Below are 19,835 nucleotides of genomic sequence, written 5' to 3'. Positions count from 1 at the left end.
ACCCCCATGGACTGGCAGGCGACGCGACCGGGCGAAACCAGCGCGCCCCTGCCAGACCGGCGGGACGCGCATCTCGTCTTCATCGGCCGTCTGCGCACGCCCTTCGCCACGCGCGACCACTGCCCGCGCCAGGGTGACGCTGAGGCCGGCCCGGTCTGCCGTGCCGAGATCGACGACCCCTGGCGCGCCGCGCTCGCCGGCATCGAGGGCTTCGCCTGGCTCGACCTGCTCTACTGGATGCATCAGGCGCGGCGCGACCTCGTCACGCAGACCCCGCGGGGCGGCGAACCGCTCGGCACCTTTGCGCTGCGTTCGCCTGTCCGGCCGAATCCGATCGCGCTATCGCGCGTGCGGCTGCTCGGCGTCGAGGACGGCGCGCTGCTGGTGCGCGGGCTCGACTGCCTCGACGGCACGCCTCTGCTCGACATCAAGCCGCATCGCTGCCGGCACAGCCCGCCGACGGAGCCCGGCCATGCCCCGTCCTGACCGCCGCGCCCTGCTGACCGGCCTCGCCGCCCTCGCGGCGTGCCCCCGCTTGGCGCAAGCGGCGACGGTGCGCGATGGCGCAGGCAGGGACGTCGCCGTTTCCCCCACCGTTATGCGCGTCTTTCCCGCCGGGCCGCCTGCCGCGATCCAGCTCTACACGCTCGCGCCCGATCTGCTGCTGGGCTGGCCGCGCGCCAACCGCCCTGAGGAGCGCGAATTCCTGCTGCCGGGCATCGGCGACCGGCCCGAGATCGGCCGCATCACCGGGCGCGGCAACAGCGCCAATCTCGAAGTCGTGCTCCAGCTCAAGCCCGACCTGATCGTCGATGCCGGCTCGACCGGCAGAACCTATGTCGAGCTGGCCGAGCGGGTGCAGGGCCAGACCGGCATCCCCTATGCACTGCTCGACGGCCGCTTCGGTTCGATCCCCGAGAGCTACCGCATCCTCGGCCGCCTGACGGGCCGCAGCGAGCGCGCCGAGACGCTCGCGACCTGGTGCGAGACCGCGATGGCGACGATCCGCGGCCGCATCGCCGGCATCGCTCCCGAGCAGCGTCCCTCCGTCTACTATGCCCGCGGACCGCGCGGTCTGGAGACCGGGCTCGGCGGCTCGATCAATGTCGAGACGCTCTCCTTTCTCGGCGCCCGCAACGTCGCCGACCAGCCGGGCAGCGGGCTCGCGCAGGTCTCGCTCGAACAGGTGCTGGCCTGGGACCCGGAGGTGATCGTCACCATCGACCTCGCCTTCTCCGAAAGCGTGCGTCGCGATCCGGCCTGGGCCAGTGTGCGGGCCGTGAAAGCGGGCCGCGTCCATCTCTCACCCAAGATTCCCTTCGGCTGGGTCGATTTCCCGCCATCGGTCAACCGCATGGTCGGGCTCTGGTGGCTGGCCAAGCTGCTCTATCCGCAAGCCTTCCCGGAAGACATCCGCGCCATCGCCCGCGACTTCCACACGCTGTTCTATCAGGTCACGCCGAGCGAGCCCCAGCTCGACCGCATCCTCGCGGGGCGGGGGTGATGGCCGTGACGCCGTCAGGGCGGCCCTGACCCCATGCGCCCCTCGCTCCTGCGCGGCAACGCCATCGCGCTCGCTTTGCTGGCGCTCGCCATCCTGCTCGCCTTCGGGCTGGGGCGCTTTCCCGTCGGACCCAGCGATCTCGGACGCATCCTCTGGTCGGGCCTGAGCGGCCAGCCTTCGGGCCTGGCCCCGCAGATCGAGACGGTGATCTGGAACATCCGCGGCCCACGAGTCGTGGCAGCACTGCTCTGTGGTGCGGCGCTGGCAGTGGCGGGTACCGCCTTCCAGGGCCTGTTCCGCAATCCTCTGGTCTCGCCGGACATCCTCGGCGCGTCCTCGGGCGCGGCGCTGGGGGCGGTGCTGGGCATCTATCTCTCACTCGGGCTCTTCGCGATCCAGCTCGCTGCCTTCGCCGGAGGCCTTCTAGCCGTTGGGGCGGTTTATGCGGTCGGTTCGACGATCCGGCGCGGCGATCCCGTGCTCGTGCTGGTTCTCACCGGGGTGGTCGTGGGCTCGCTGCTCAGCGCCGGCATCGGCCTGATCAAGTACTGGGCCGACCCGTACAACCAGCTGCCGGCCATGACCTTCTGGCTGCTCGGCAGCCTCGCCGGCACCGACCGCAGCGATCTCGTGCCGCTGCTCGGCCCGGTTCTCGCTGGATCGGCGGTGCTGATGGCGCTGCGCTGGCGCATGAACGCGATGTCGCTGCCGGAGGAGGAGGCGCGCGCGCTCGGCCTGCGGACCGGACCCTTGCGGCTGGCCATTGTCGTCGCCGCGACGCTGGTGACGGCGGCGAGCGTCGCCGCGGCGGGCATCATTGGCTGGGTCGGGCTCGTCGTGCCGCATCTCGCGCGTTTTCTGGTCGGCCCCGACTTCGGCCGGCTGGTGCCGACAGCCGCGATCCTCGGCGGCGGCTACCTCCTCGTCATCGACACGCTGGCGCGCACGGCCGGCCCGGTCGAAACCCCGCTTGGCATCCTCACCGCCGTGATCGGCACGCCCTTCTTCATCTGGCTGCTCGCCTCGGCGCGGGGAGGCTGGTCGTGAGCCTCGCCGCCTCCGATCTGGCTTACGGCTATCGCGAGCGCGTCATCGGCCGCGACATCGCCTTGTCGCTCTCCCGCGGCGAGGTGCTGGCCCTGCTCGGCCCCAATGGCAGCGGCAAGACCACGCTGCTCAAGACCCTGCTCGGGCTGCTGCCGGCGCGCGGCGGGACGCTGCTGCTCGACGACCGCCCCCTTTCCGCGCTCTCGCCGCCGGAACGGGCGCGGGCAATCGGCTATGTGCCGCAGGCCCATGCCGGCACCTTCGCCTTCACCGTCGAGGCCGTGGTGCTGATGGGCCGCAGCGCCCATGCCGGACTCTTCGCGGCGCCCTCGCCCCGCGACCATGCTGTCGCCGCCGCGATGCTGGAGCGCCTCGGCATCGCCCGGCTGGCCCAGCGGCCCTATACGGAGATTTCCGGCGGAGAGCGCCAGCTCGTGCTGATCGCCCGCGCTTTGGCGCAGGAGCCGGCCTATGTCGTGCTCGACGAGCCGACCGCGAGCCTCGACTTCGGCAATCAGGGCCGGGTCATGCAGGAGATCCGGCGGCTCGCGGCGGAAGGGCTGGGCGTGCTGTTCACCACGCATGATCCCAACCAGGCGCTGCGCCATGCCGATCGCGTCATGATGATCCGCGACGGGCAGGCCATCGCCAGCGGGGCAGCCGCGGATCTGCTCACGCCCGGGCGGCTGCAGCAGCTCTATGGCGTGCCGATCGAAACGGTGAGGGACGGCGACGGCCGCATCGCCTTCCTGCCCGGCTGAGTGGCCTACCGGCAGAAATCGGCGCAGCCGGTCTCCCAGAACGGCGCGTCGCGGCGCAGCTCCGGCATCGAGGGGCGCGGCTTGGCGCCGGGCAGATCGACCGGCGTCGGCGCGACCAGCCCCCACCAGCGATGGGCGCATTGCGAGCGGAACGCCATCTGCTCCGAAATCGAGGTGTCCTGCTTCGCCAGCGCCGCATCGAGCGCCGCGCAGCTTTCGCGCAGCCGCGCATCGAGAGGGTCGGAGGGATCATTGGCATAGTCGTGGAAGGCGGCGGTGAAGGCCTCCATCTCGTTCGCGATCTTGGGCCAGTCGTGCCGGTCGAGGTTCCAGGCGTCCATCCATTCGCGCACGACGGTCTCGACAGCTTCCGCCTTCGGCCTGTCCTTCACCTTGCGCGCCGTCGTCAGCATGTGGCGCATCAGCTCGGCCCGCGCATGGAGATGGCGGGCGGCCAGCGCCGCTTCGCGCATCGCGGCGATGGCGGATTCCGCCTCGGCGCGCAGGTCCTCGACCAGATGGGGCATCACAGTCCTCTCAAGGCAAAACGGCCAAGCGCTCGATCATCCGCTCGAACAGCGTCGTCGCCTCCACGGTCGCGACGACATGGGCGTTGGGCTGGTGCTTCAGCCGCCCGTTCCAGTCGATCGTCGTGCGCCCGCGCAGGGAGCCCGCGCCGGTCTCGATCTCGACGAAGCAGTCGCGCCCCGAAAACAGCTCCGGCCAGAGTAGGAAGGCGATGACGCAGGGGTCGTGCATCGGGTGGCCGGCCGTGCCGAGCCCACCGGGGCGCGGGCGCGTCAGCATGCCATGGACGGCCCGGCCGGTAGCGGTGCCGAGCGCGCCGATCCGCGCGACCTGCTCATGGCTCGCGATCGCCTGCAGCGTGACGCCGAGCCCGATCATCACGATCGGGGCGCCACAGCCGAAGACGATCGCCGCCGCATGGGGATCGACATGAACATTGAATTCGGCCGCCGGCGTCATGTTGCCCAGCCCCAGCGCCCCGCCCATCAGCACGATGCGCCTGATCCTGGGCAGGATGTCGGGCGCCAGCCGGACAGCAAGCGCGAGATTGGTCAGCGGCCCGAGCGGGCACAGCGTGACGCCGTCTTCGGGCGCGGCGCGGCAGAGCGCGATGATCGCCTCGACGGCGTGGCCCGGCGCGGCCGCGCTCGCGGGTGGGGGCAGGTCGGCACCGGCGAGCCCGTCCGGTCCGCAGACGAATTCGGCCGTCTCCAGCGGGAACAGCAGCGGCCCCTCAGCGCCGGCATGGACGGGGACGGCCGCCGCCGCGGCCCCGGCGAGGTCGCGGATGCGCAGGGCGTTGGCGGTGGTCTGCGCCACCGGGACATTGCCGGCCACCGTGGTGATGGCGCGCAGGTCGAGCCGATCGCGCGACGCGAAGGCCAACAGCAGCGCAACGGCGTCGTCCTGGCCGGGGTCGGTGTCGATGAGGATGGCTTCGCGCATCGGCTCAGGCTGCCCTGGCGTTGCCGGCCATGATCAGATGGGCGATGTCGTCGGCCTTGAGATCGCCGATCGGCCGGTCGACGTATTTGCGGCCCGCGCCCATGATCACGACCCGGTCGGCCAGTGCCACCACATCGCGCATGTTGTGGCTGATCAGGATGACGGTGCGCCCGTCGGTCTTGAGCTTGCGGATCAGGTCGAGCACCAGCGCGCTTTCCTTGACGCCGAGCGCCGCCGTCGGCTCGTCCATGATGATGATCTCGGCATTCCAGCGCAGGGCGCGCGAGATCGCCACCGCCTGGCGCTGGCCGCCGGAGAGCCGCTCGACGGGGCGGGTCATGTCCGTCACCGCGGCTGAAAGCTGCGAGAGATAGCGCTGAGATTCCGCGATCATGCGCTTCTTGTCGAGCACGCGCAGGAAGGGCAGCAGCACGGGCCTGGTCAGCTCCGAGCCCATGAACACGTTCTGGGCGATGGAGAGGCGCGGCGCGAGCGCGAGATCCTGGTAGATCGTCGCGACGCCATGCTCCAGCGCGTCATGCGGCGAGCCGAAGGCCACCGGCTGGCCGCGCATGCTGATCGACCCCGATGTCGGCTCCTCCGCCCCCGAGATCACCTTGATCAGGCTCGACTTGCCGGCGCCGTTGTCACCGCAGATCGCGACGACCTCGCCCGCAAAGATGTCGAGATCGACCTCGCGCACGGCGACCACGGGGCCGTAGGCCTTGCCGATGCCGCGCAGGGAGAGGAGGGGGGTGGGATCGCTCATGATCTGTCCGTCCGGCTACGGGGCAACGCGGCGCCATTCTCGGGCGGAGCGAAGCTCCGACCCGAGAATCTCATGCCGGGAAGGCACGGGTTTCCGAGATGCTCGGGTCTTCGCCCGAGCATGACGCGCATGGGTTCACTTCAGGAACTGCTGGACGTTCGTCTTGTCGACGAGCACGGCCTCCGTGAAGAGATAGGTACCGCTGGTGACGGTTTCCTTCGGCTTCTTCTCGACGACGATGGTCTGGATCGCGTCGACCGCCTGCTTGCCCATCGCCTCGAAGGGGATGGCGACCGTCGCCAGGAAGGTCGAGGCGGGATCGGCGATGCGGGCATAGGTCTCCTTGCCGCCATCGACCGAGACCAGCGGGATCTGGCCCTTCTTGATCCCTTGAGCCTGCAGCAGGTCGTCGATGATGTAGGCCTGCCCATCGAAGGAGGCCCAGATGCCGTTGATCTTGCCCTGGTTCTGCAGCAGCAGCGCCTGCATGCCGGCCCGGACGTCGTCGCGCCAGCTCTGGGTGCGCGCCATCGAGAACTTGCCGAGTTCCTTCACCGCCTGGTTCTCGGCCAGCACCGCATCGAGAATGCGGCCGCGGATGCGCGAGGCGACGTTGAGGTCGAAGCGGGCGGTCACGATGTTGCCCTGGTAGCCGAGCTGGCCGAGCAGGTAGAGCGCCGCATCCGCGCCGACCTTGTACTCGTTGGTCTGGATATCGAAGAGCGCATGCGGGCTCGAGCCCGACTGCACGGTGACGACCGGGATCTTGGCGTCCTTGGCGGCCTTGAACTGGGCGTCGGCCTCGACCGGCTTGCCCATGGCGATGATGATGGCGTCGACCTTCTTGGCGATCAGCGCGTCGAACTGCTCGGCATGCTTGGGCAGCGCGCCCTCCGAGTTCAGCAGCGTCACGCCCCAGCCCTTGGCCTTGGCGGCGGCGGCGGCCGCGTTGGCGACGCGCGCATGCGTCTCCGACGAGAACTGGAAGCCGATGATCCCGACCTCGAAGGCCTGTGCCTGCGAGCCCAGCGCGAGCATCGCGGCTGCGGCCAGCAGCGTCTTCCTCAATCCGAACATGTGAGCTCTCCCCTCATTGTTGTCGTGGCTCTTCAGACCTTGAACGCCGCCTTCTTCATCGCGCTGGCCGAGAAGGCGACAGAGCCGATGATGATGACGCCGAGAACGATGTCCTGGATGTAATAGGGCGCGCCGAGCAGCACCAAGCCGTTGCCGAGGACCTTCAGCACCAGCGCCGCGAAGACCGTGCCGGCGATGTTGGGCTTGCCGGGCTCGAACATGGTCATGCCGAGCAACACGGCGGCGATCGCATAGAGCAGGTAGTCGCCCGCCATGTTGGGCGCCGCCGAGGACAGGTTGGCCGCGAGCAGCGCCGCCATCAGTCCGGCGAAGACACCCGCCAGCAGCAGGCCGATGCGCTTCATCCGCGCCGTGGCGATGCCGGCGAGCCGCGCCGCCTCGTCCGCCTCGCCGGTGGCGACCATATGCGCGCCGGTGCGGGTCCATTTCACCAGCACCCAGGCGAACAGCGTCGCGCCGGTCATCCAGAGCACGAGATTGGGGATGCCGAAGCTGTAGCCGCGTGCCAGACCGGTGAAGCTCACCGGCCAGCGTCCGGTGAAGGCGACGCCCTGGGTGATCATGAAGGCCAGCCCCTTGGCGATGGCCGCGGTTCCCAGCGTCATGATCAGCGAGGGGATGCGCAGCACGGTCACGCCATAGCCGTTGAGGCTGCCGAGCACGACGCCGACGGCGAGCGCGCGCGGCTCCGAAGGCGACGGCGGGCGGGTGTTGCGAATGCACCAGCCAGCCGCAGACCACCGCCGCCAGGCTCGCCATCTCCGCGATCGAGAGGTCGAGTTCGGCGACCGTAAAGGCGAGCGCGAAGCCCAGCGCCAGGATGGCGAGGAAGCTCGTATCCTTCAGCACGTTGATGATGTTCATCGTGCTGGCGAAGTTCGGCGCGAAGAGCAGGAAGAACAGGACCAGCGCGAGCCCGGCGATGGCCGTGCCATAGCGCCCAATCACCTCGCGAACATCGAGCCCGCTCATGCCCTCAGGCCCCCTTCGCGATGGTCGAGATCGGGGAGAGGATCTCGATGCCGCCGGTGATCGGGATCAGTGCCCCCGTCACAAAGGCAGCCGATGGCGAAAGCAGGAAGGCGATCACGGCAGCGACATCCTCAGGTCGTCCCAAACGTCCCAGCGGCGTGCGCACAGCCGCACCGGCAACCAGCGCATCGAATTGCTGCGCGAAGCCGCCGCGCACCATAGGCGTATCGATGATCCCCGGCGCAACCGCATTCACGCGAATCCTATGCGGGCCGAGCTGCTGGGCCATGCCGTAGGTGAGGGTCGCGACGCCGCCCTTGGCCGAGCCATAGGCGAGGTTGGCCCCGCCATTGGCATGAGCGATGGAGGAGATATGGACGATGGATCCGCCCTCGCCCTGGCCGATCATCTGGCGCGCGGCCGCCTTCGAGATGCGGAACACCGCCGAGAGATTGATGTCGACGAGCCTGTCCCACTCGTCATCTTCCATCTCGACCAGCGGCACGGGGCGCGACGCGCCAGCCCCCGTCACGAGATGGTCGAGCCGGCCAAAGCGCTCGATCGCGAGATCGACGCAGGCCTGCGCAAGATCGCGCTCGCGCACATCGCCGGCGAGCGTCGCAACGCTCGCGCCCTGCGCAGCCAGATCCGCCGCCAGCGCATCGAGCCCGCTCTTGTCGAGCCCCGACAGCACCAGCCGATGTCCCTGCTGCGCCAGCATCGCGGCAAGCGCGCCGCCGATGCCGCCCGAAGCGCCCGTGACGAGCGTGACCGGTCCCGCCATGGCTTTAGGCCGCCTTCCGGTTTTCATAGGCGCGCACCAGCGCCTGGGCGCGGCGCGGCTCGACCGGGTTCAGCGTCTGGCGATCGTATTTGATCGAGGTGCCGACGATGAAGAGCTCGGCGACCTCGGCCAGCCGCGCGATGTTCTCCTCGGCCACGCCGGTGCCGACCGCGACGGGCGTGTCGGGCACCTGCCGCGCGACGCTCTCGATCACCGCGATGTCGGCCTCCTTGCCGGCGGCCGGGCCGCCGACGCAGACGATGTCGGCCAGCCCGATGAAGACCGCGCCCGAGGCCTTTTGCTCGACGGGACGCGTGTCGAGATTGATCGAGAAGCCCGGCGTGACGTTGCAGATGATGCGGATGTGCTCGGCCCCGAGATTAGCGCGCAGGCGCAGCGCCCTCGCACCATCGGGCGTCATCATGCCGATGTCGCCGACGAGCCCGCCGGTCAGGAAGGCGCGCACGAAGCGCCCGCCCGTGGCATGGGCCACCGCGATCGAGGCCGGCGGGTCGATCAGCATGTTGACGCCATGCGGCAGCGTGGTCTGCGCCTGGCACTCGGCGATGACCTCGGTCATCGCGGCGACGACCTCGATCGGCATGGTCGCCTCATAGGGCATGTCCGATTCATTGGTGTAGAGCAGCGCGTGGAAGCCGGCCTCCTCGAGGATCTTCGCCTCTTCCTTTGCCTGCTTGACGATCTTCCGCATGCCGCCGGCGCGGTCGTAGAGCGGGGTTCCGGGCAGGGCGAGCGTGTGGACGCAGCCGATCAGCAGGTGGTCGCGGCCGAAATCGGTCTGGACGAGGGTCTTCATGGGCGGTCAGTCCTTGCTGGCGGTCAGGGGCGCGGCGTGGATGCCGGGCAGGGCGCCGGCGCTGCGCGAGAGCGTGGCGAGGTCGGCGGAGAGGGGGGCGAGCGCCGCCTCGTTGCGCCGGTAGAGCGAAAACAGCGCGTCATAGGCCGGTCTCCGCTCCGGTTCCGGCGTGAAGCGTCGCGCCGGCCGAACCAGCGTCTCCTGGGCCTCCGCCAGCGAGACGAAACGCCCGAGCCCGGTCCAGGCGACGATCGCGGCACCGAGCAGTCCCGGCTCTTTTGATGCACCGACCACCACGGGCCGCCCGCAGATATCCGCCTTGATCTGGCTCCAGACCGGATTGGCCGCCGCGCCGCCACCGAAGCGGATCTCGCCGACGGGCGCCCCCAGCGCGGCCTCGGCCCGCTCCAGCACGATCCGGTTCAGGAAGGCGACGCCCTCCAGCACCGCATAGGCGAGGTCGGTCGCGCCATGCTGGCGGCCGAGACCGAGGATCGCCCCGCGCAGCGCAGGGTTCCAGTAGGGCACGCGCTCGCCCTGGAGATAGGGCAGGAAGATGAGCGGCTGCGGATGCCGGCGCCCGGCCAGCAGCGCGTCGATGCGCTGGCCGGTCGAGCCTGGCTCCGCACCCTCCCGCGCCAGCAGCGAGAGCAGCCAGGACACCGTGTCGGCCCCGTTCTGGCTCGGCCCGCCGATCTGCCAGAGGCCGCGCCAGTCCACCGTCAGCAGGCCCTCGGCCTCGACCGGCTCCAGACCAACCGCACCCAGCACCTCCGTGGTGCCAGAGATGTTGTAGGCATAGCCCGGCCGCAGCGCGCCGAGGCCCGCCACCGCCACCCAGGTGTCGCTCGACGAACAGAACACGGGCACGCCGGCCAACCGATCGAGCGGCGCGGGCAGGCCCGGCTGCACCGGCCCGACCGTCTCGCAGGGCTCCAGCATGGGCGGCAGGATGCCGGCGGCAAGCCCGATCGCGGCGAAGGGATCGACGCCGCCGACGGCCTCGCGGGAGGCCAGCAGCCGCGCCATCGAGACGGGGTCGCCGGCGTGGCGGCCGGTGAGGCGGGCGTTCAGGTAATCCTTGGGCTCGAGCACGCAGGCGAGCGCCCGGAAGCAGGCCTCCTCCTCCTCCCGCAGCCAGGCGAGGCGCGCCAGCGGGTGGAAGGCGTTGATGCGCTGCGCCTCGGGATGGTCGCCCAGCCGCTCGCGCAGCCGGGCCGCGGCGGCTTCCGAGCGCGTATCCTTCCAGGTCATCGCCGGGCGCAGCTGACGGCCGTCGCGACCGAGGAAGACCTGCGTGCGGGTGACGCCGCAGATCGCGATCGCCTCGATCTCGCCAAACAGCGCGGGCTCGGCCTCGGCGAGCTGTCCGGCTGCGTCCACGAGGATGCGCCACCAGGCGGTCGCGTCGATCTCCGACCAGCCCATGCGGTCGATCGCGGTCGGGCCGAGGATCATGGCCTGCGCCCGGGTCGTGCCGGTTTCGTCGATCAGCGCGGCACGGAAACTGGTGCCGCCGAGATCGCAGGCGAGGACGACGCTCATGCGGTGGCTCCTGAGGCCGCGTCGGCAACATCGCGATGGATCGTGAAGCGGTAGATGTCGCCGCGGATCAGGTTGTCGCTGACCTCGACCACCGCGCCATCCGTATCCCGCGCCACGCGCTGGGACCGGAAGACCGCGGTGCACGGCGCGATCGCGAGCGGGCCGGCCTCCTCGGCGCTGACGGACCAGGGCTCGAGCGTCTCCTCGACCGTGACGACCTGCACGCCGCGGCACTCGGCGAGATAGCGGTAGAGCGAGGCGTTCTCGAGATCGGCGGCGCGTGTCTCGCCCAGCGTTGCGAGCCCGACCCGTGAGCGTTGCAGCACGGCGGGCTGGTCGTCGAGACACCGCAGGCGCGTCAGTTCGACGAGGCCGGCGGTTGCGGCCTGGCCGAACAGCGCGGCCTCCTCGGGCGCGGCGGGCCGCGCGACGAGCGCGATCACCCGCGTCGTCGGCACGCGCCCCGCCATCCGCGCTTCGGTATGAAAATCGACGATGCTGCCAAGATTCTTGGCGATGTGGCGCGGCCGATAGAAGGTGCCCTGCCCCTGCCGGCGCTCGATCAGCCCCTGGTCCTGCAGCTGCTTCAAAGCGGCGCGGATGGTGGTGCGGCTGGCACCGTAGCGTTCGCAGAGCTCATGCTCGGAGGGGATCGCACCGGACGCACCGCCGGCGGCCGCGAGGCCGCGTTCCAGACTTCGGGCGATGTCCTGATAGCGGATCACGTGGCGACCCCGGCTGAGGAGCCACCATGAAAGATACAAATCTAATACAAGTCAAGCGGGCTCGGATGGCCGCGGCGCTCAGGCGAAGCGCAGCTCGATATCGGGCACGCGCGTGTCGTTGGCCGGCAGCACCAGCTTGGGCTGGCCGGGCACGGGCGGGTCGAGAAGATCCTTGCGCATCAGGCTGATCTCGACGACCAGCGGGTCGCCCTGCCCGTCGACGCCGCCGAAATTGTTGGCGTGCAGGAAGACGATCGCGAACCCGCTCATGCCCTCGATGAACCGCTCGATGCGGTCGCGGTGGAGGTCGAGATCGTGCAGTTCCATCACCACGGCGGTGAAGCGGTCGCGATGCGCCACGATCTCGTCGAGAATCCGGTATTCAGAGCCCTCGATGTCGATCTTCAGGAAGACGTCGCGCTCGGTGAATTCGCGCATCAGCCCCGCGACGCTGACGCCGCCCGGCTGGTCGTAGCCGATGCGGATGCGCCGGTGCTCGACGCCCGACTGTCCGAAGAAGCGGCGATAGCCGAGATAGCGGGTCCAGCGGTTCCAGCGCAGCCGGAGCGTCTGCTCGACATAATAGCGCGCCCAGAAGGCGAAATTGACCGTGTGGTCGAAGCAGACGATGCGAGCGTCGCCGAGCCGCCGGAACTCTTCCTCGAACTGCCAATCGTCGTTGACGCCCATCCCGATCAGCAGCCGGGAGGCGAGCACGGCCCGCTTCGAGACGATGTAGCCGCCGTCCCGCTCCGAGCCGAGACGGATCAGCCCACCCGCCTCGACGGACTTCCAGGATGCAGGCAACATGGCGGTGGCTCCTTCGCGAGGCGCGAAGGCTAAGGCGGGGAGTCTTGTCGGCGGGTTAAGCCGCGCCTGTCTTCCCGGGAAACGGCCTCAGAAGTCGCTGGTGAGGCCCTTTACCTCCCAGTCGTTGTAGCGCACCGGCTCGAGACCGCCACGACCGTCGATCTCCTTGCGGCTGGCGACATCGGCCGCCCGCGCGTCGATCTCGGCGCGCCTTGCCTGCGCTTCGGCCAGCGCCCGCTGCGCCGCCGGCGACAGGATCTTCGGCGCGGGCTGTGCGTCCTCTGCCGGGGCCGGGGTCACGTCATGGGGCTCGCTCATCGCCTCGGTCTCTCGCCAAAGTCCTTGCAGGATCGCCGTCCGCTTCACCACATAAGTGCCAGAACCGCATCCGGGGAGAGGCATGTCGCCGCGAGCCGCGATGGAACCGAGGGGAAGACGATGAACTATGTCCGCACCGGCATGCTGATGGCCGGTCTCACCGCGCTTTTCGGCGCGGTCGGCTATCTGCTCGGCGGCGGCGGCGGCATGCTGATGGCGCTGGGCTTCGCCGCCGTCACCAACCTGTTCAGCTACTGGAACTCCGACCGGCTGGCGCTCGCTGCCCACAATGCCCATGAGGTCGACGAGCGGACCGCACCCGAGCTCTACGGCATGGTCCGCGACCTCGCGGCGAGGGCCAACATGCCGATGCCGCGGGTCTACCTGATCGAGGAAGACCAGCCCAACGCCTTCGCCACCGGCCGCAACCCGGAGAATGCGGCGGTTGCGGCCACCACCGGCATCCTGCGCACGCTGAGCTATGAGGAACTGGCGGGCGTGATGGCGCATGAGCTTGCCCACATCAAGAATCACGACACGCTGACGATGACGATCACCGCCACCATGGCCGGCGCCATCTCCTCGCTCGTCACTTTCGGCATGATGTTCGGTTCGCGCGAGAACCGGCCCAACATGGTCGTGCAGATCCTGCTCTCGATCCTGGCGCCGATGGCCGCGATGGTGATCCAGATGGCGATTTCGCGCTCGCGCGAATACGAGGCCGACAAGCTCGGGGCCGAGATCTGCGGCAATCCGGTCTGGCTTGCCGATGCGCTGGCGAAGATTGCCGGCGGCGTCGCGCATACGCCGAACGAGACGGCGGAGGCGAAGCCTGCTACGGCGCACATGTTCATCATCAATCCCCTCACGGCTGGCGGCATGGATTCCCTGTTCTCGACACACCCCGATACCGGCAACCGCATCGCCGCGCTGATGGAGCAGGCCCGCGCCATGGGCATCGGCCGCAGCGGCGGCGGCTTCGTCGGCGGCGCTGCGCAGAACCACTGGAGCGGGTCCGGCCGCGAGCCAGGTCCCTGGGGCTGATCGCGTGGCAAAGCAGCAGGGTCAACGGGACGACATCCCCCAGCCGCAGCAGGAGGACGACGCGCAGCGCACCGCCGCCGCTCCGGGACTGCCGGCGCGCCGGCTCGCCGCCGCCGTCATCGACGAGGTCTTGAGAGCAAAGCTGTCGCTTGACGACACGCATGAGCGGCTGGCGCCGTCCTATGGGCTCGACGCCGCCGACAGCGCGCTGGCCCGCGCCATCGCGATCACCGCCTTCCGCCGGCTCGGCACGATCCAGGAGGCGATCAACGCAAGGCTGGAGCGCGGCAGCCCGCGCAATTCCGGCCCGTTCGAGCCGATCATGGTCGCCGCCGCGGCGCAGATTCTCTTCCTCGACGTGCCGGACCATGCCGCCGTCGACCTCGCCATCCGCCATCTCCACGAGGATGCGCGCTCCTCGCGCTATGTCTCGCTCGGCAATGCGCTGCTGCGGCGGCTGGCCCGCGAACGCGAGGCGATCCTCGCCGAGGCGGTCGACCCCTTCCTCGACACGCCCGAATGGCTCGCCGAGAGCTGGATGGAGAGCTACGACGAGGATGTCGCTGCCGCCATCGCAGCAAGCCATCGCGACGAGCCGCCGCTCGACATCTCCGTGAAATCCGATCCCGAGGGCTGGGCTGAAAAGCTCGACGGCCTCCTTCTTCCCACCGGCTCGATCCGCCTGCGCGAACGCGGTGGTATCAGCAGCCTGCCGGGTTTCGACGAGGGCGCCTGGTGGGTTCAGGACGCCGCCGCGGCGCTGCCCGTGCGCCTGCTCGCGCCGCAGCCGGGCGAGCGCATTGCCGATCTCTGCGCCGCGCCGGGCGGCAAGACGGCCCAGCTCGCCGCCATGGGCGCACAGGTCACGGCCGTCGATCGCTCAGGACCGCGCCTGCGCCGTCTGCGCGCTAATCTCGAGCGGCTCGGCCTGTCGGCCGACATCGTCACCGTGGATGCGTCGCAATGGCAGGCGGAGGCCTTCGACGCTGTGCTGCTCGACGCGCCCTGCAGCGCCACCGGGACCATCCGCCGCCACCCCGACGTCGCCTGGACGAAATCGCCCGAGGACCGCGACAAGCTCGTCGCCCTCCAGGCACGGCTGCTCGAGGCGGCGGCGCGTCTGACGAAGCCGGGTGGCCGGCTGGTCTACTGCACCTGCTCGCTCGAGCCCCAGGAGGGCGAGGCGCAGATCGAGGCCTTCCTGAAGGCCCACCCCGACTTTGTCCGAAAGCCCGTCGAGGCCGGCGAAATCGGCGGCCTCACCGAGGCGATTGACCGCAACGGCGATCTGCGGACCCTGCCCCACCAGCTCCGCAACGAAACGCCGCGCCTCTCCGGATGGAGCGGATTTTACGCAACCCGCCTGATCAGGCTATGACATGATGGGGAATCGGACGGGCGATCGACGCCTTGTGTCGTGAGTACGGGGCATATCGGGGCATTGAACGGCTGGTCTGAGCGCAGGGGTTTGGCGCAGGCCGCGATCGGACGGGCGGCCCGGCGGACCCGTGGTCACCTCTTCGGCGTCGCGCGCCGGCTCTGGCCATTCGGACGTCCGGCTGCGACGCGCCTGCTGTTCGCGCCCCATGACCTGCGCACTGCCGACCCCACCACAGCCGGCGACATCTACGCCGGCTACTATGCCTTCGCCGGCCGCACCCTGCGCACCCATGGCGAATCCCCCTTCGACAGCGAGCCGCCGAGCGAGGCCTGGGCCGAGGCGCTGCTCGGCTTCGGCTGGCTGCGCCACATGCACGTCGCCAACACGGCGCTCGCCCGCGCCAATGCCCGCGCCCTCGTCGAGGATTTCATTGCCCGCAAGCGCGAGCGCGGCGAGATCGCCCGCCGCCCCGCCGTGGCGGCACGCCGGCTGATCTCGCTCCTGTCGCATTCGCCGCTGCTGCTGGAGGGCGCCGACCATGGCTTCTACGAACGCTTCCTGCGCCATGTCTGGCGGCTCGCCGACCGGCTGAACCTGTCGCTCTCGGGCGCGGTGGAAGGCAGCGCGCGCCTCAACTGCCTCATCGCCGTCAGCTTCGCCGCCGTCTGCCTCGACGGGCAGGACGGGCGCCGGCGCCGGCTCGACCATCAGCTCTCCGACGAGCTCGACCACCAGATCCTGCCCGATGGCGGCCATGTCAGCCGCAATCCACGCATGCTGATCGAGCTCCTGCTCGACCTGTTGCCGCTGCGCGAGACCTTCATGGCACGCGGTATCGAGCCACCGCGGGGCATGCTGATGGCGATCGAGCGGATGATGCCACATTTGCGCCTGTTCCGGCACGGCGACGGCGCGCTCGCGCTGTTCAACGGCATGGGCACCACGCCGCCGGACCTGATGGCGACGCTGGCTGCTTATGATGACGCCCGCGCGCGGCCGATCGAGCAGGCCGGCTATTCCGGCTACAGCCGCCTCACCGGCGAACGCGCCATCGTCGTGGTCGAGGCCGGCGCCGCGCCGCGCGGAGCCCAGTCGGTCGAGGCCCATGCCGGCTGCCTCTCCTTCGAGTTCTCCAGCGGCGCCCAGCGCATCGTCGTCAATTGCGGCACCAGCCGCTACGGCTCGGCCGAATTGCGCCAGGCCGCGCGCAGCACCGCCGCCCATTCGACGGTTACGCTCGCCGATCGCTCCAGCGCCGCCTTCGGCCGCGTGCTGGGCGAGATGCGGGTCGTCGCCGGCCCTACCGATGTCCGCGTCGCGCGGCAGGACACGGAAGCGGGCCCCGAATGGGTCGGCAGCCATGACGGCTACCGGCGCGGGCTCGGCGCGGTGCACACCCGCCGCCTCCTGCTCGCGCGCGACGGCTCATCCCTGTCGGGCGAGGACGAGGTCACCCTGAGTGCGGCGCCGTCCGAACTGCCGGGCGTGGCACGCTTCCATCTCCACCCGGCCGTCAAGGCCAGCCTGGTCCGCAACGGCGAGGCCGCGATGCTGGCCCTGCCCAATGGCGAGGTCTGGTCCTTCGATGCGGCGGGGCTTCCGCTGGCGATCGAGGAAAGCATCTTCCTCGCGGCAGCCGATGGACGGCGTCGCACCGAGCAGCTCAGCATCACGTTCGATGCGGTCGCGACGCCGCGGATCACCTGGCGCTTGGCCCGCATCGGGGCAGCCGCGCCCCAGGCCGCCCGGTTCCGGCCGCCACCGCCGGAGGAAGCGGTTCCCGAGACTCCGCCCGAGGCCTGAGCCGGCCGCGCGCTTTGCTTTGCGCGCCGCAGCATGATAGCTCGCGCCGACCGTCTCGATGTTCCTGGACCCTTTCCGATGCCGACCGAGCTCCGCCGCGTCGAACGCGCGCTCCTTTCCGTTTCCGACAAGACCGGTCTGGTCGAGTTCGCACGCGCCCTGAACCGGCTGGGCATCGCCCTGGTCTCGACCGGCGGCACGGCGAAGGCGCTGGCCGAGGCCGGCCTGCCCGTGACCGACGTCTCCGACCTGACCGGTTTCCCGGAGATGATGGACGGCCGCGTCAAGACCCTGCACCCAAAGGTCCATGGCGGCCTGCTGGCGATCCGCTCCCATCCCGAGCACCAGGCCTCGATGCTGGGCCACGGCATCGCGCCGATCGACCTGCTCGTCGTCAACCTCTACCCCTTCGAGGCGACGGTCGCAGCCGGCAAGCCCTATGACGACTGCATCGAGAACATCGACATCGGCGGGCCGGCGATGATCCGCGCCGCGGCCAAGAACCATCACGACGTCGCCGTCGTCGTCGAACCCTCGGACTATGCCGCGGTGCTCGCCGATCTCGAGGCGCAGAAGGGCGCGACGACGCTGACGCTGCGCCGCAAGCTCGCGCAGAAGGCCTATGCCCGCACGGCGGCCTATGACGCCGCGATCTCGAACTGGTTCGCCAATGAGCTGGGTGACACCGCCCCGGCCTATCGCGCGCTGGGCGGCCAGCTCGCCGAGGCGATGCGCTATGGCGAGAACCCGCACCAATGGGCCGCCTTCTACCGCACGCCCGGCAGTCGCCCGGGCGTCTCGACGGCGCGGCAGGTTCAGGGCAAGCAGCTCTCCTACAACAATATCAACGACACCGACGCCGCCTTCGAGTGCGTCGCCGAGTTTGATCCCGCCGCGACGGCCGCCTGCGTCATCGTCAAGCACGCCAACCCCTGCGGTGTCGCCACCGGCTCCTCGCTGCTCGCGGCCTATGAGCGGGCGCTGGCCTGCGATCCCGTCTCGGCCTTCGGCGGCATCGTCGCGCTGAACCGCAGGCTCGACGCCGACGCCGCCCGCAAGATCGTCGAGATCTTCACGGAGGTGATCATTGCGCCCGAGGCGGACGAGGAGGCGATCGCGCTCATCGCCGCCAAGAAGAACCTACGCCTGCTGCTCACCGGCGGCCTGCCGGATGTACGCGCGCCCGGCCTCTCGCTGCGCACCGTCTCGGGCGGCTTCCTCGCCCAGGCCCGCGACAATGCCGTCGTCGACGACATGGAACTGAAGGTCGTGACCAAGCGCCAGCCGAGCGAGCCCGAGCTTGCCGATCTGCGCTTTGCCTTCCGCGTCGCCAAGCACGTCAAGTCCAACGCGATCGTCTATGTGAAGGACGGCGCGACCGTCGGCATCGGCGCGGGCCAGATGAGCCGCGTCGATTCCTCGCGCATCGCGGCATGGAAGGCGGCGGAAGCCGCCAGGGCCGCCGGGCAGCCCGAGACTCTCGCCAGGGGTTCGGTCGTCGCCTCCGACGCCTTCTTCCCCTTCGCCGACGGCCTGCTGGCCGCGGCCGAAGCCGGCGCCACCGCCGTGATCCAGCCCGGCGGCTCGATGCGCGATGATGAGGTGATCAAAGCCGCAGACGAGGCTGGCCTTGCCATGGTCTTCACCGGACACCGCCATTTCCGCCACTGAGCGCAGCCGCAGGCGGGGGAACGCCTTATGCACACGCTGAAGCTGATCGCCGCCGGTTTCGCCCTGCTCGGCGCGCTGCATTTCCTCGCGCGCCGGCTGAAGCTCGGCGGGGGCGACCCGACCGGCTTCACGGTGAAGCTGTTCCTGCCGCTCTGGCTCGTCGCCGCGCTGATCAATCTCTGGGTCGGCGTCAACCGCGCCGGCTATACGCTGCTGCAGGAGATGCCGTTCTTCTCGCTGGTCTTCGGCCTGCCGGCGGCGTTCGCGCTGCTGCTCTTCCTCCGCTTCCGGTGATGCGATGAGCCTCGACTCCGTCCACGCCTTCTTCGCCGCCCACGCCCCCGACATTGCAGTTATGGTGACGTCGGAAAGCAGCGCGACGGTCCAGCTCGCCGCTGCCGCCCATGGCGTCGAGCCCGCGCGCATCGCCAAGACGCTGTCGCTGCGGGTCGGCGAGCGCGTCGTGCTGGTGGTGGCGCGCGGCGATGCCCGCCTCGACAACCGCAAGGCCAAGGCGGTGTTCGCAGCCAAGCCGCGCATGCTCGATTTGGCGGAGGTCGAGGCATTGACCGGCCATCCCGTCGGTGGCGTCTGCCCCTTCGGCCTGGCGACGCCGCTGCCGGTCTATTGCGACGTCTCGCTCAAGGCTTTCGACGAAGTTGTGCCCGCCGCCGGCTCGACGCATAGCGCGGTTCGGATATCGCCCGAGCGGATGGCTCTGCTCACCGGCGCCGAATGGGTCGATGTCTGCCAGGATATCGTACCCTCTGACGGCTGACAGACCTCAGCCGGCTTCCGCCAACCGCCGCGTCAGCCCCATGGCAGCGGCGGGATTGCGGACCTTGGCGCCGCTGATCACGTAGAGAAAGACGTCGCGCGGCACCGCCTCGGCCGCATCGCCGGATGCCCTGGCGAGATCGTCGGGAACCTCGCCCTTCGACCAGGCCTGCGCGCGCTGCACCCATCGGTCGAGATCGGCGGCAGCATAGCCCTCCGGCTCCGTCTCGCTGGTTCCCATGATGCGGGCATAGACGAAAGGCGCCGTGACATCGGCGATTTGTGGATAATCCAAATCTGCTGCGGTGATCGCTGCCACGCCGTATTCGCGCAGCAGGGCGATGAAGTCCGGCGTACGGAAGCTGTCATGGCGCACCTCGACGGCATGGCGGATCGCGAGGCCTTCGACGCTGCGCGGCAGGAGCTTCAGGAAGGCCTCGAAATCGGTGGGGTCGAAGGCCTTGGTCGGCATGAACTGCCAGTTGATCGGCCCGAGCTTCTCCTTCAGCTCCGTGACGCCGCCGGAGAAGAATTTC

At 69.8% G+C, this 19,835-nt stretch carries 22 protein-coding genes (1 of these 22 only partly in view); 10 read left to right on the top strand and 12 right to left on the bottom strand.

Annotated features, from left to right (window positions below; all coding sequences use genetic code 11):
- The first annotated feature begins 6 nt into the window (after positions 1 to 6).
- The 4 genes from ABIE41_RS05185 to ABIE41_RS05170 are packed head-to-tail and all read left to right on the top strand — an operon-like array spanning position 7 to position 3,312.
- Entirely contained in the window at positions 7 to 486 is a 480-nt protein-coding gene (locus ABIE41_RS05185) for an SAM-dependent methyltransferase (protein WP_192644797.1), read from the top strand.
- Positions 473 to 1,504, top strand: coding sequence for an iron ABC transporter substrate-binding protein (locus ABIE41_RS05180; RefSeq protein WP_192644796.1), 1,032 nt, complete (start codon positions 473 to 475; stop codon positions 1,502 to 1,504). Before ABIE41_RS05185 ends, ABIE41_RS05180 begins: the two co-directional genes overlap by 14 nt.
- A 33-nt stretch (positions 1,505 to 1,537) precedes the next feature.
- Entirely contained in the window at positions 1,538 to 2,551 is a 1,014-nt protein-coding gene (locus ABIE41_RS05175; protein WP_192644795.1) for a FecCD family ABC transporter permease, read from the top strand.
- Entirely contained in the window at positions 2,548 to 3,312 is a 765-nt protein-coding gene (locus ABIE41_RS05170) for an ABC transporter ATP-binding protein (protein ID WP_192644794.1), read from the top strand. The genes ABIE41_RS05175 and ABIE41_RS05170 overlap by 4 nt, the downstream gene beginning before the upstream one ends.
- Before the next feature lie 5 nt (positions 3,313 to 3,317).
- Here ABIE41_RS05170 and ABIE41_RS05165 read toward each other — a convergent pair whose 3' ends face one another.
- The 11 genes from ABIE41_RS05165 to ABIE41_RS05115 form a co-directional block, all read right to left on the bottom strand.
- The gene (locus ABIE41_RS05165; RefSeq protein WP_192644793.1) at positions 3,318 to 3,839 is read right to left on the bottom strand and encodes a hypothetical protein; all 522 of its coding nucleotides are present in this window, start codon (positions 3,837 to 3,839) and stop codon (positions 3,318 to 3,320) included.
- 10 nt (positions 3,840 to 3,849) lie between these two features.
- Positions 3,850 to 4,785 carry a nucleoside hydrolase gene (locus tag ABIE41_RS05160; RefSeq protein ID WP_192644792.1) on the bottom strand — a complete coding sequence of 312 codons (936 nt, stop codon included), beginning with the start codon at positions 4,783 to 4,785 and terminating at the stop codon, positions 3,850 to 3,852.
- A 4-nt stretch (positions 4,786 to 4,789) separates the two neighbouring features.
- Positions 4,790 to 5,554, bottom strand: coding sequence for an ATP-binding cassette domain-containing protein (locus tag ABIE41_RS05155; RefSeq protein WP_192644791.1), 765 nt, complete (start codon positions 5,552 to 5,554; stop codon positions 4,790 to 4,792).
- A 135-nt stretch (positions 5,555 to 5,689) separates the two neighbouring features.
- Positions 5,690 to 6,631 (bottom strand): sugar ABC transporter substrate-binding protein, encoded by a 942-nt coding sequence (locus ABIE41_RS05150; RefSeq protein WP_192644790.1) that lies wholly within the window; start codon positions 6,629 to 6,631, stop codon positions 5,690 to 5,692.
- Positions 6,632 to 6,663: 32 nt separating this feature from the next.
- Positions 6,664 to 7,314, bottom strand: coding sequence for an ABC transporter permease (locus tag ABIE41_RS05145; protein ID WP_354191787.1), 651 nt, complete (start codon positions 7,312 to 7,314; stop codon positions 6,664 to 6,666).
- A gap of 314 nt (positions 7,315 to 7,628) precedes the next feature.
- Positions 7,629 to 8,408 (bottom strand): SDR family NAD(P)-dependent oxidoreductase, encoded by a 780-nt coding sequence (locus ABIE41_RS05140; protein WP_192644788.1) that lies wholly within the window; start codon positions 8,406 to 8,408, stop codon positions 7,629 to 7,631.
- A gap of 4 nt (positions 8,409 to 8,412) precedes the next feature.
- Positions 8,413 to 9,225 (bottom strand): BtpA/SgcQ family protein, encoded by an 813-nt coding sequence (locus ABIE41_RS05135; RefSeq protein ID WP_192644787.1) that lies wholly within the window; start codon positions 9,223 to 9,225, stop codon positions 8,413 to 8,415.
- A gap of 6 nt (positions 9,226 to 9,231) precedes the next feature.
- The gene (locus ABIE41_RS05130) at positions 9,232 to 10,770 is read right to left on the bottom strand and encodes a xylulokinase (RefSeq protein WP_192644786.1); all 1,539 of its coding nucleotides are present in this window, start codon (positions 10,768 to 10,770) and stop codon (positions 9,232 to 9,234) included.
- Positions 10,767 to 11,495 carry a GntR family transcriptional regulator gene (locus tag ABIE41_RS05125; protein WP_192644785.1) on the bottom strand — a complete coding sequence of 243 codons (729 nt, stop codon included), beginning with the start codon at positions 11,493 to 11,495 and terminating at the stop codon, positions 10,767 to 10,769. Before ABIE41_RS05125 ends, ABIE41_RS05130 begins: the two co-directional genes overlap by 4 nt.
- Before the next feature lie 78 nt (positions 11,496 to 11,573).
- Entirely contained in the window at positions 11,574 to 12,305 is a 732-nt protein-coding gene (locus ABIE41_RS05120; RefSeq protein ID WP_192644784.1) for an FkbM family methyltransferase, read from the bottom strand.
- An 87-nt stretch (positions 12,306 to 12,392) separates the two neighbouring features.
- Positions 12,393 to 12,623 carry a DUF1674 domain-containing protein gene (locus tag ABIE41_RS05115; RefSeq protein WP_192644783.1) on the bottom strand — a complete coding sequence of 77 codons (231 nt, stop codon included), beginning with the start codon at positions 12,621 to 12,623 and terminating at the stop codon, positions 12,393 to 12,395.
- 120 nt (positions 12,624 to 12,743) lie between these two features.
- Here ABIE41_RS05115 and htpX point away from each other — a divergent pair, with 120 nt between their 5' ends.
- From htpX to ABIE41_RS05085, 6 genes are all read left to right on the top strand, one after another.
- A complete protein-coding gene (gene htpX / locus ABIE41_RS05110; protein WP_192644782.1) occupies positions 12,744 to 13,667 on the top strand; it encodes a zinc metalloprotease HtpX in 924 nt (307 codons plus the stop codon).
- Between the two features lie 4 nt (positions 13,668 to 13,671).
- Positions 13,672 to 15,045: an RsmB/NOP family class I SAM-dependent RNA methyltransferase gene (locus ABIE41_RS05105; protein ID WP_354191786.1), complete on the top strand. Its 1,374-nt coding sequence runs from the start codon at positions 13,672 to 13,674 to the stop codon at positions 15,043 to 15,045.
- A 90-nt stretch (positions 15,046 to 15,135) separates the two neighbouring features.
- Positions 15,136 to 16,851: a heparinase II/III family protein gene (locus ABIE41_RS05100; RefSeq protein WP_210321097.1), complete on the top strand. Its 1,716-nt coding sequence runs from the start codon at positions 15,136 to 15,138 to the stop codon at positions 16,849 to 16,851.
- A gap of 78 nt (positions 16,852 to 16,929) precedes the next feature.
- Positions 16,930 to 18,522 (top strand): bifunctional phosphoribosylaminoimidazolecarboxamide formyltransferase/IMP cyclohydrolase, encoded by a 1,593-nt coding sequence (gene purH / locus ABIE41_RS05095; RefSeq protein WP_192644781.1) that lies wholly within the window; start codon positions 16,930 to 16,932, stop codon positions 18,520 to 18,522.
- 27 nt (positions 18,523 to 18,549) lie between these two features.
- Positions 18,550 to 18,816: a hypothetical protein gene (locus ABIE41_RS05090; protein ID WP_192644780.1), complete on the top strand. Its 267-nt coding sequence runs from the start codon at positions 18,550 to 18,552 to the stop codon at positions 18,814 to 18,816.
- A gap of 4 nt (positions 18,817 to 18,820) precedes the next feature.
- Complete coding sequence (locus ABIE41_RS05085) at positions 18,821 to 19,300, top strand: YbaK/EbsC family protein (protein ID WP_192644779.1); 480 nt, start codon at positions 18,821 to 18,823, stop codon at positions 19,298 to 19,300.
- Positions 19,301 to 19,306: 6 nt separating this feature from the next.
- Here the strand turns inward: ABIE41_RS05085 and ABIE41_RS05080 are convergent, their stop codons facing one another.
- On the bottom strand, positions 19,307 to 19,835 hold the 3' portion of the coding sequence (locus ABIE41_RS05080; RefSeq protein ID WP_192645128.1) for a DUF72 domain-containing protein. Its footprint extends 281 nt past the window's final position; the window shows 529 of its 810 coding nt (coding positions 282-810); the start codon falls outside the window, past its right edge — the gene reads right to left on this strand; its stop codon occupies positions 19,307 to 19,309.

Source organism: Bosea sp. OAE506 (genome assembly GCF_040546595.1).
In the GTDB taxonomy this organism is placed as follows: Bacteria; Pseudomonadota; Alphaproteobacteria; order Rhizobiales; family Beijerinckiaceae; genus Allobosea.
The sequence above is the reverse complement of the archived record's forward strand: the minus strand, read 5'-3'. Positions and strand labels throughout refer to the sequence as shown.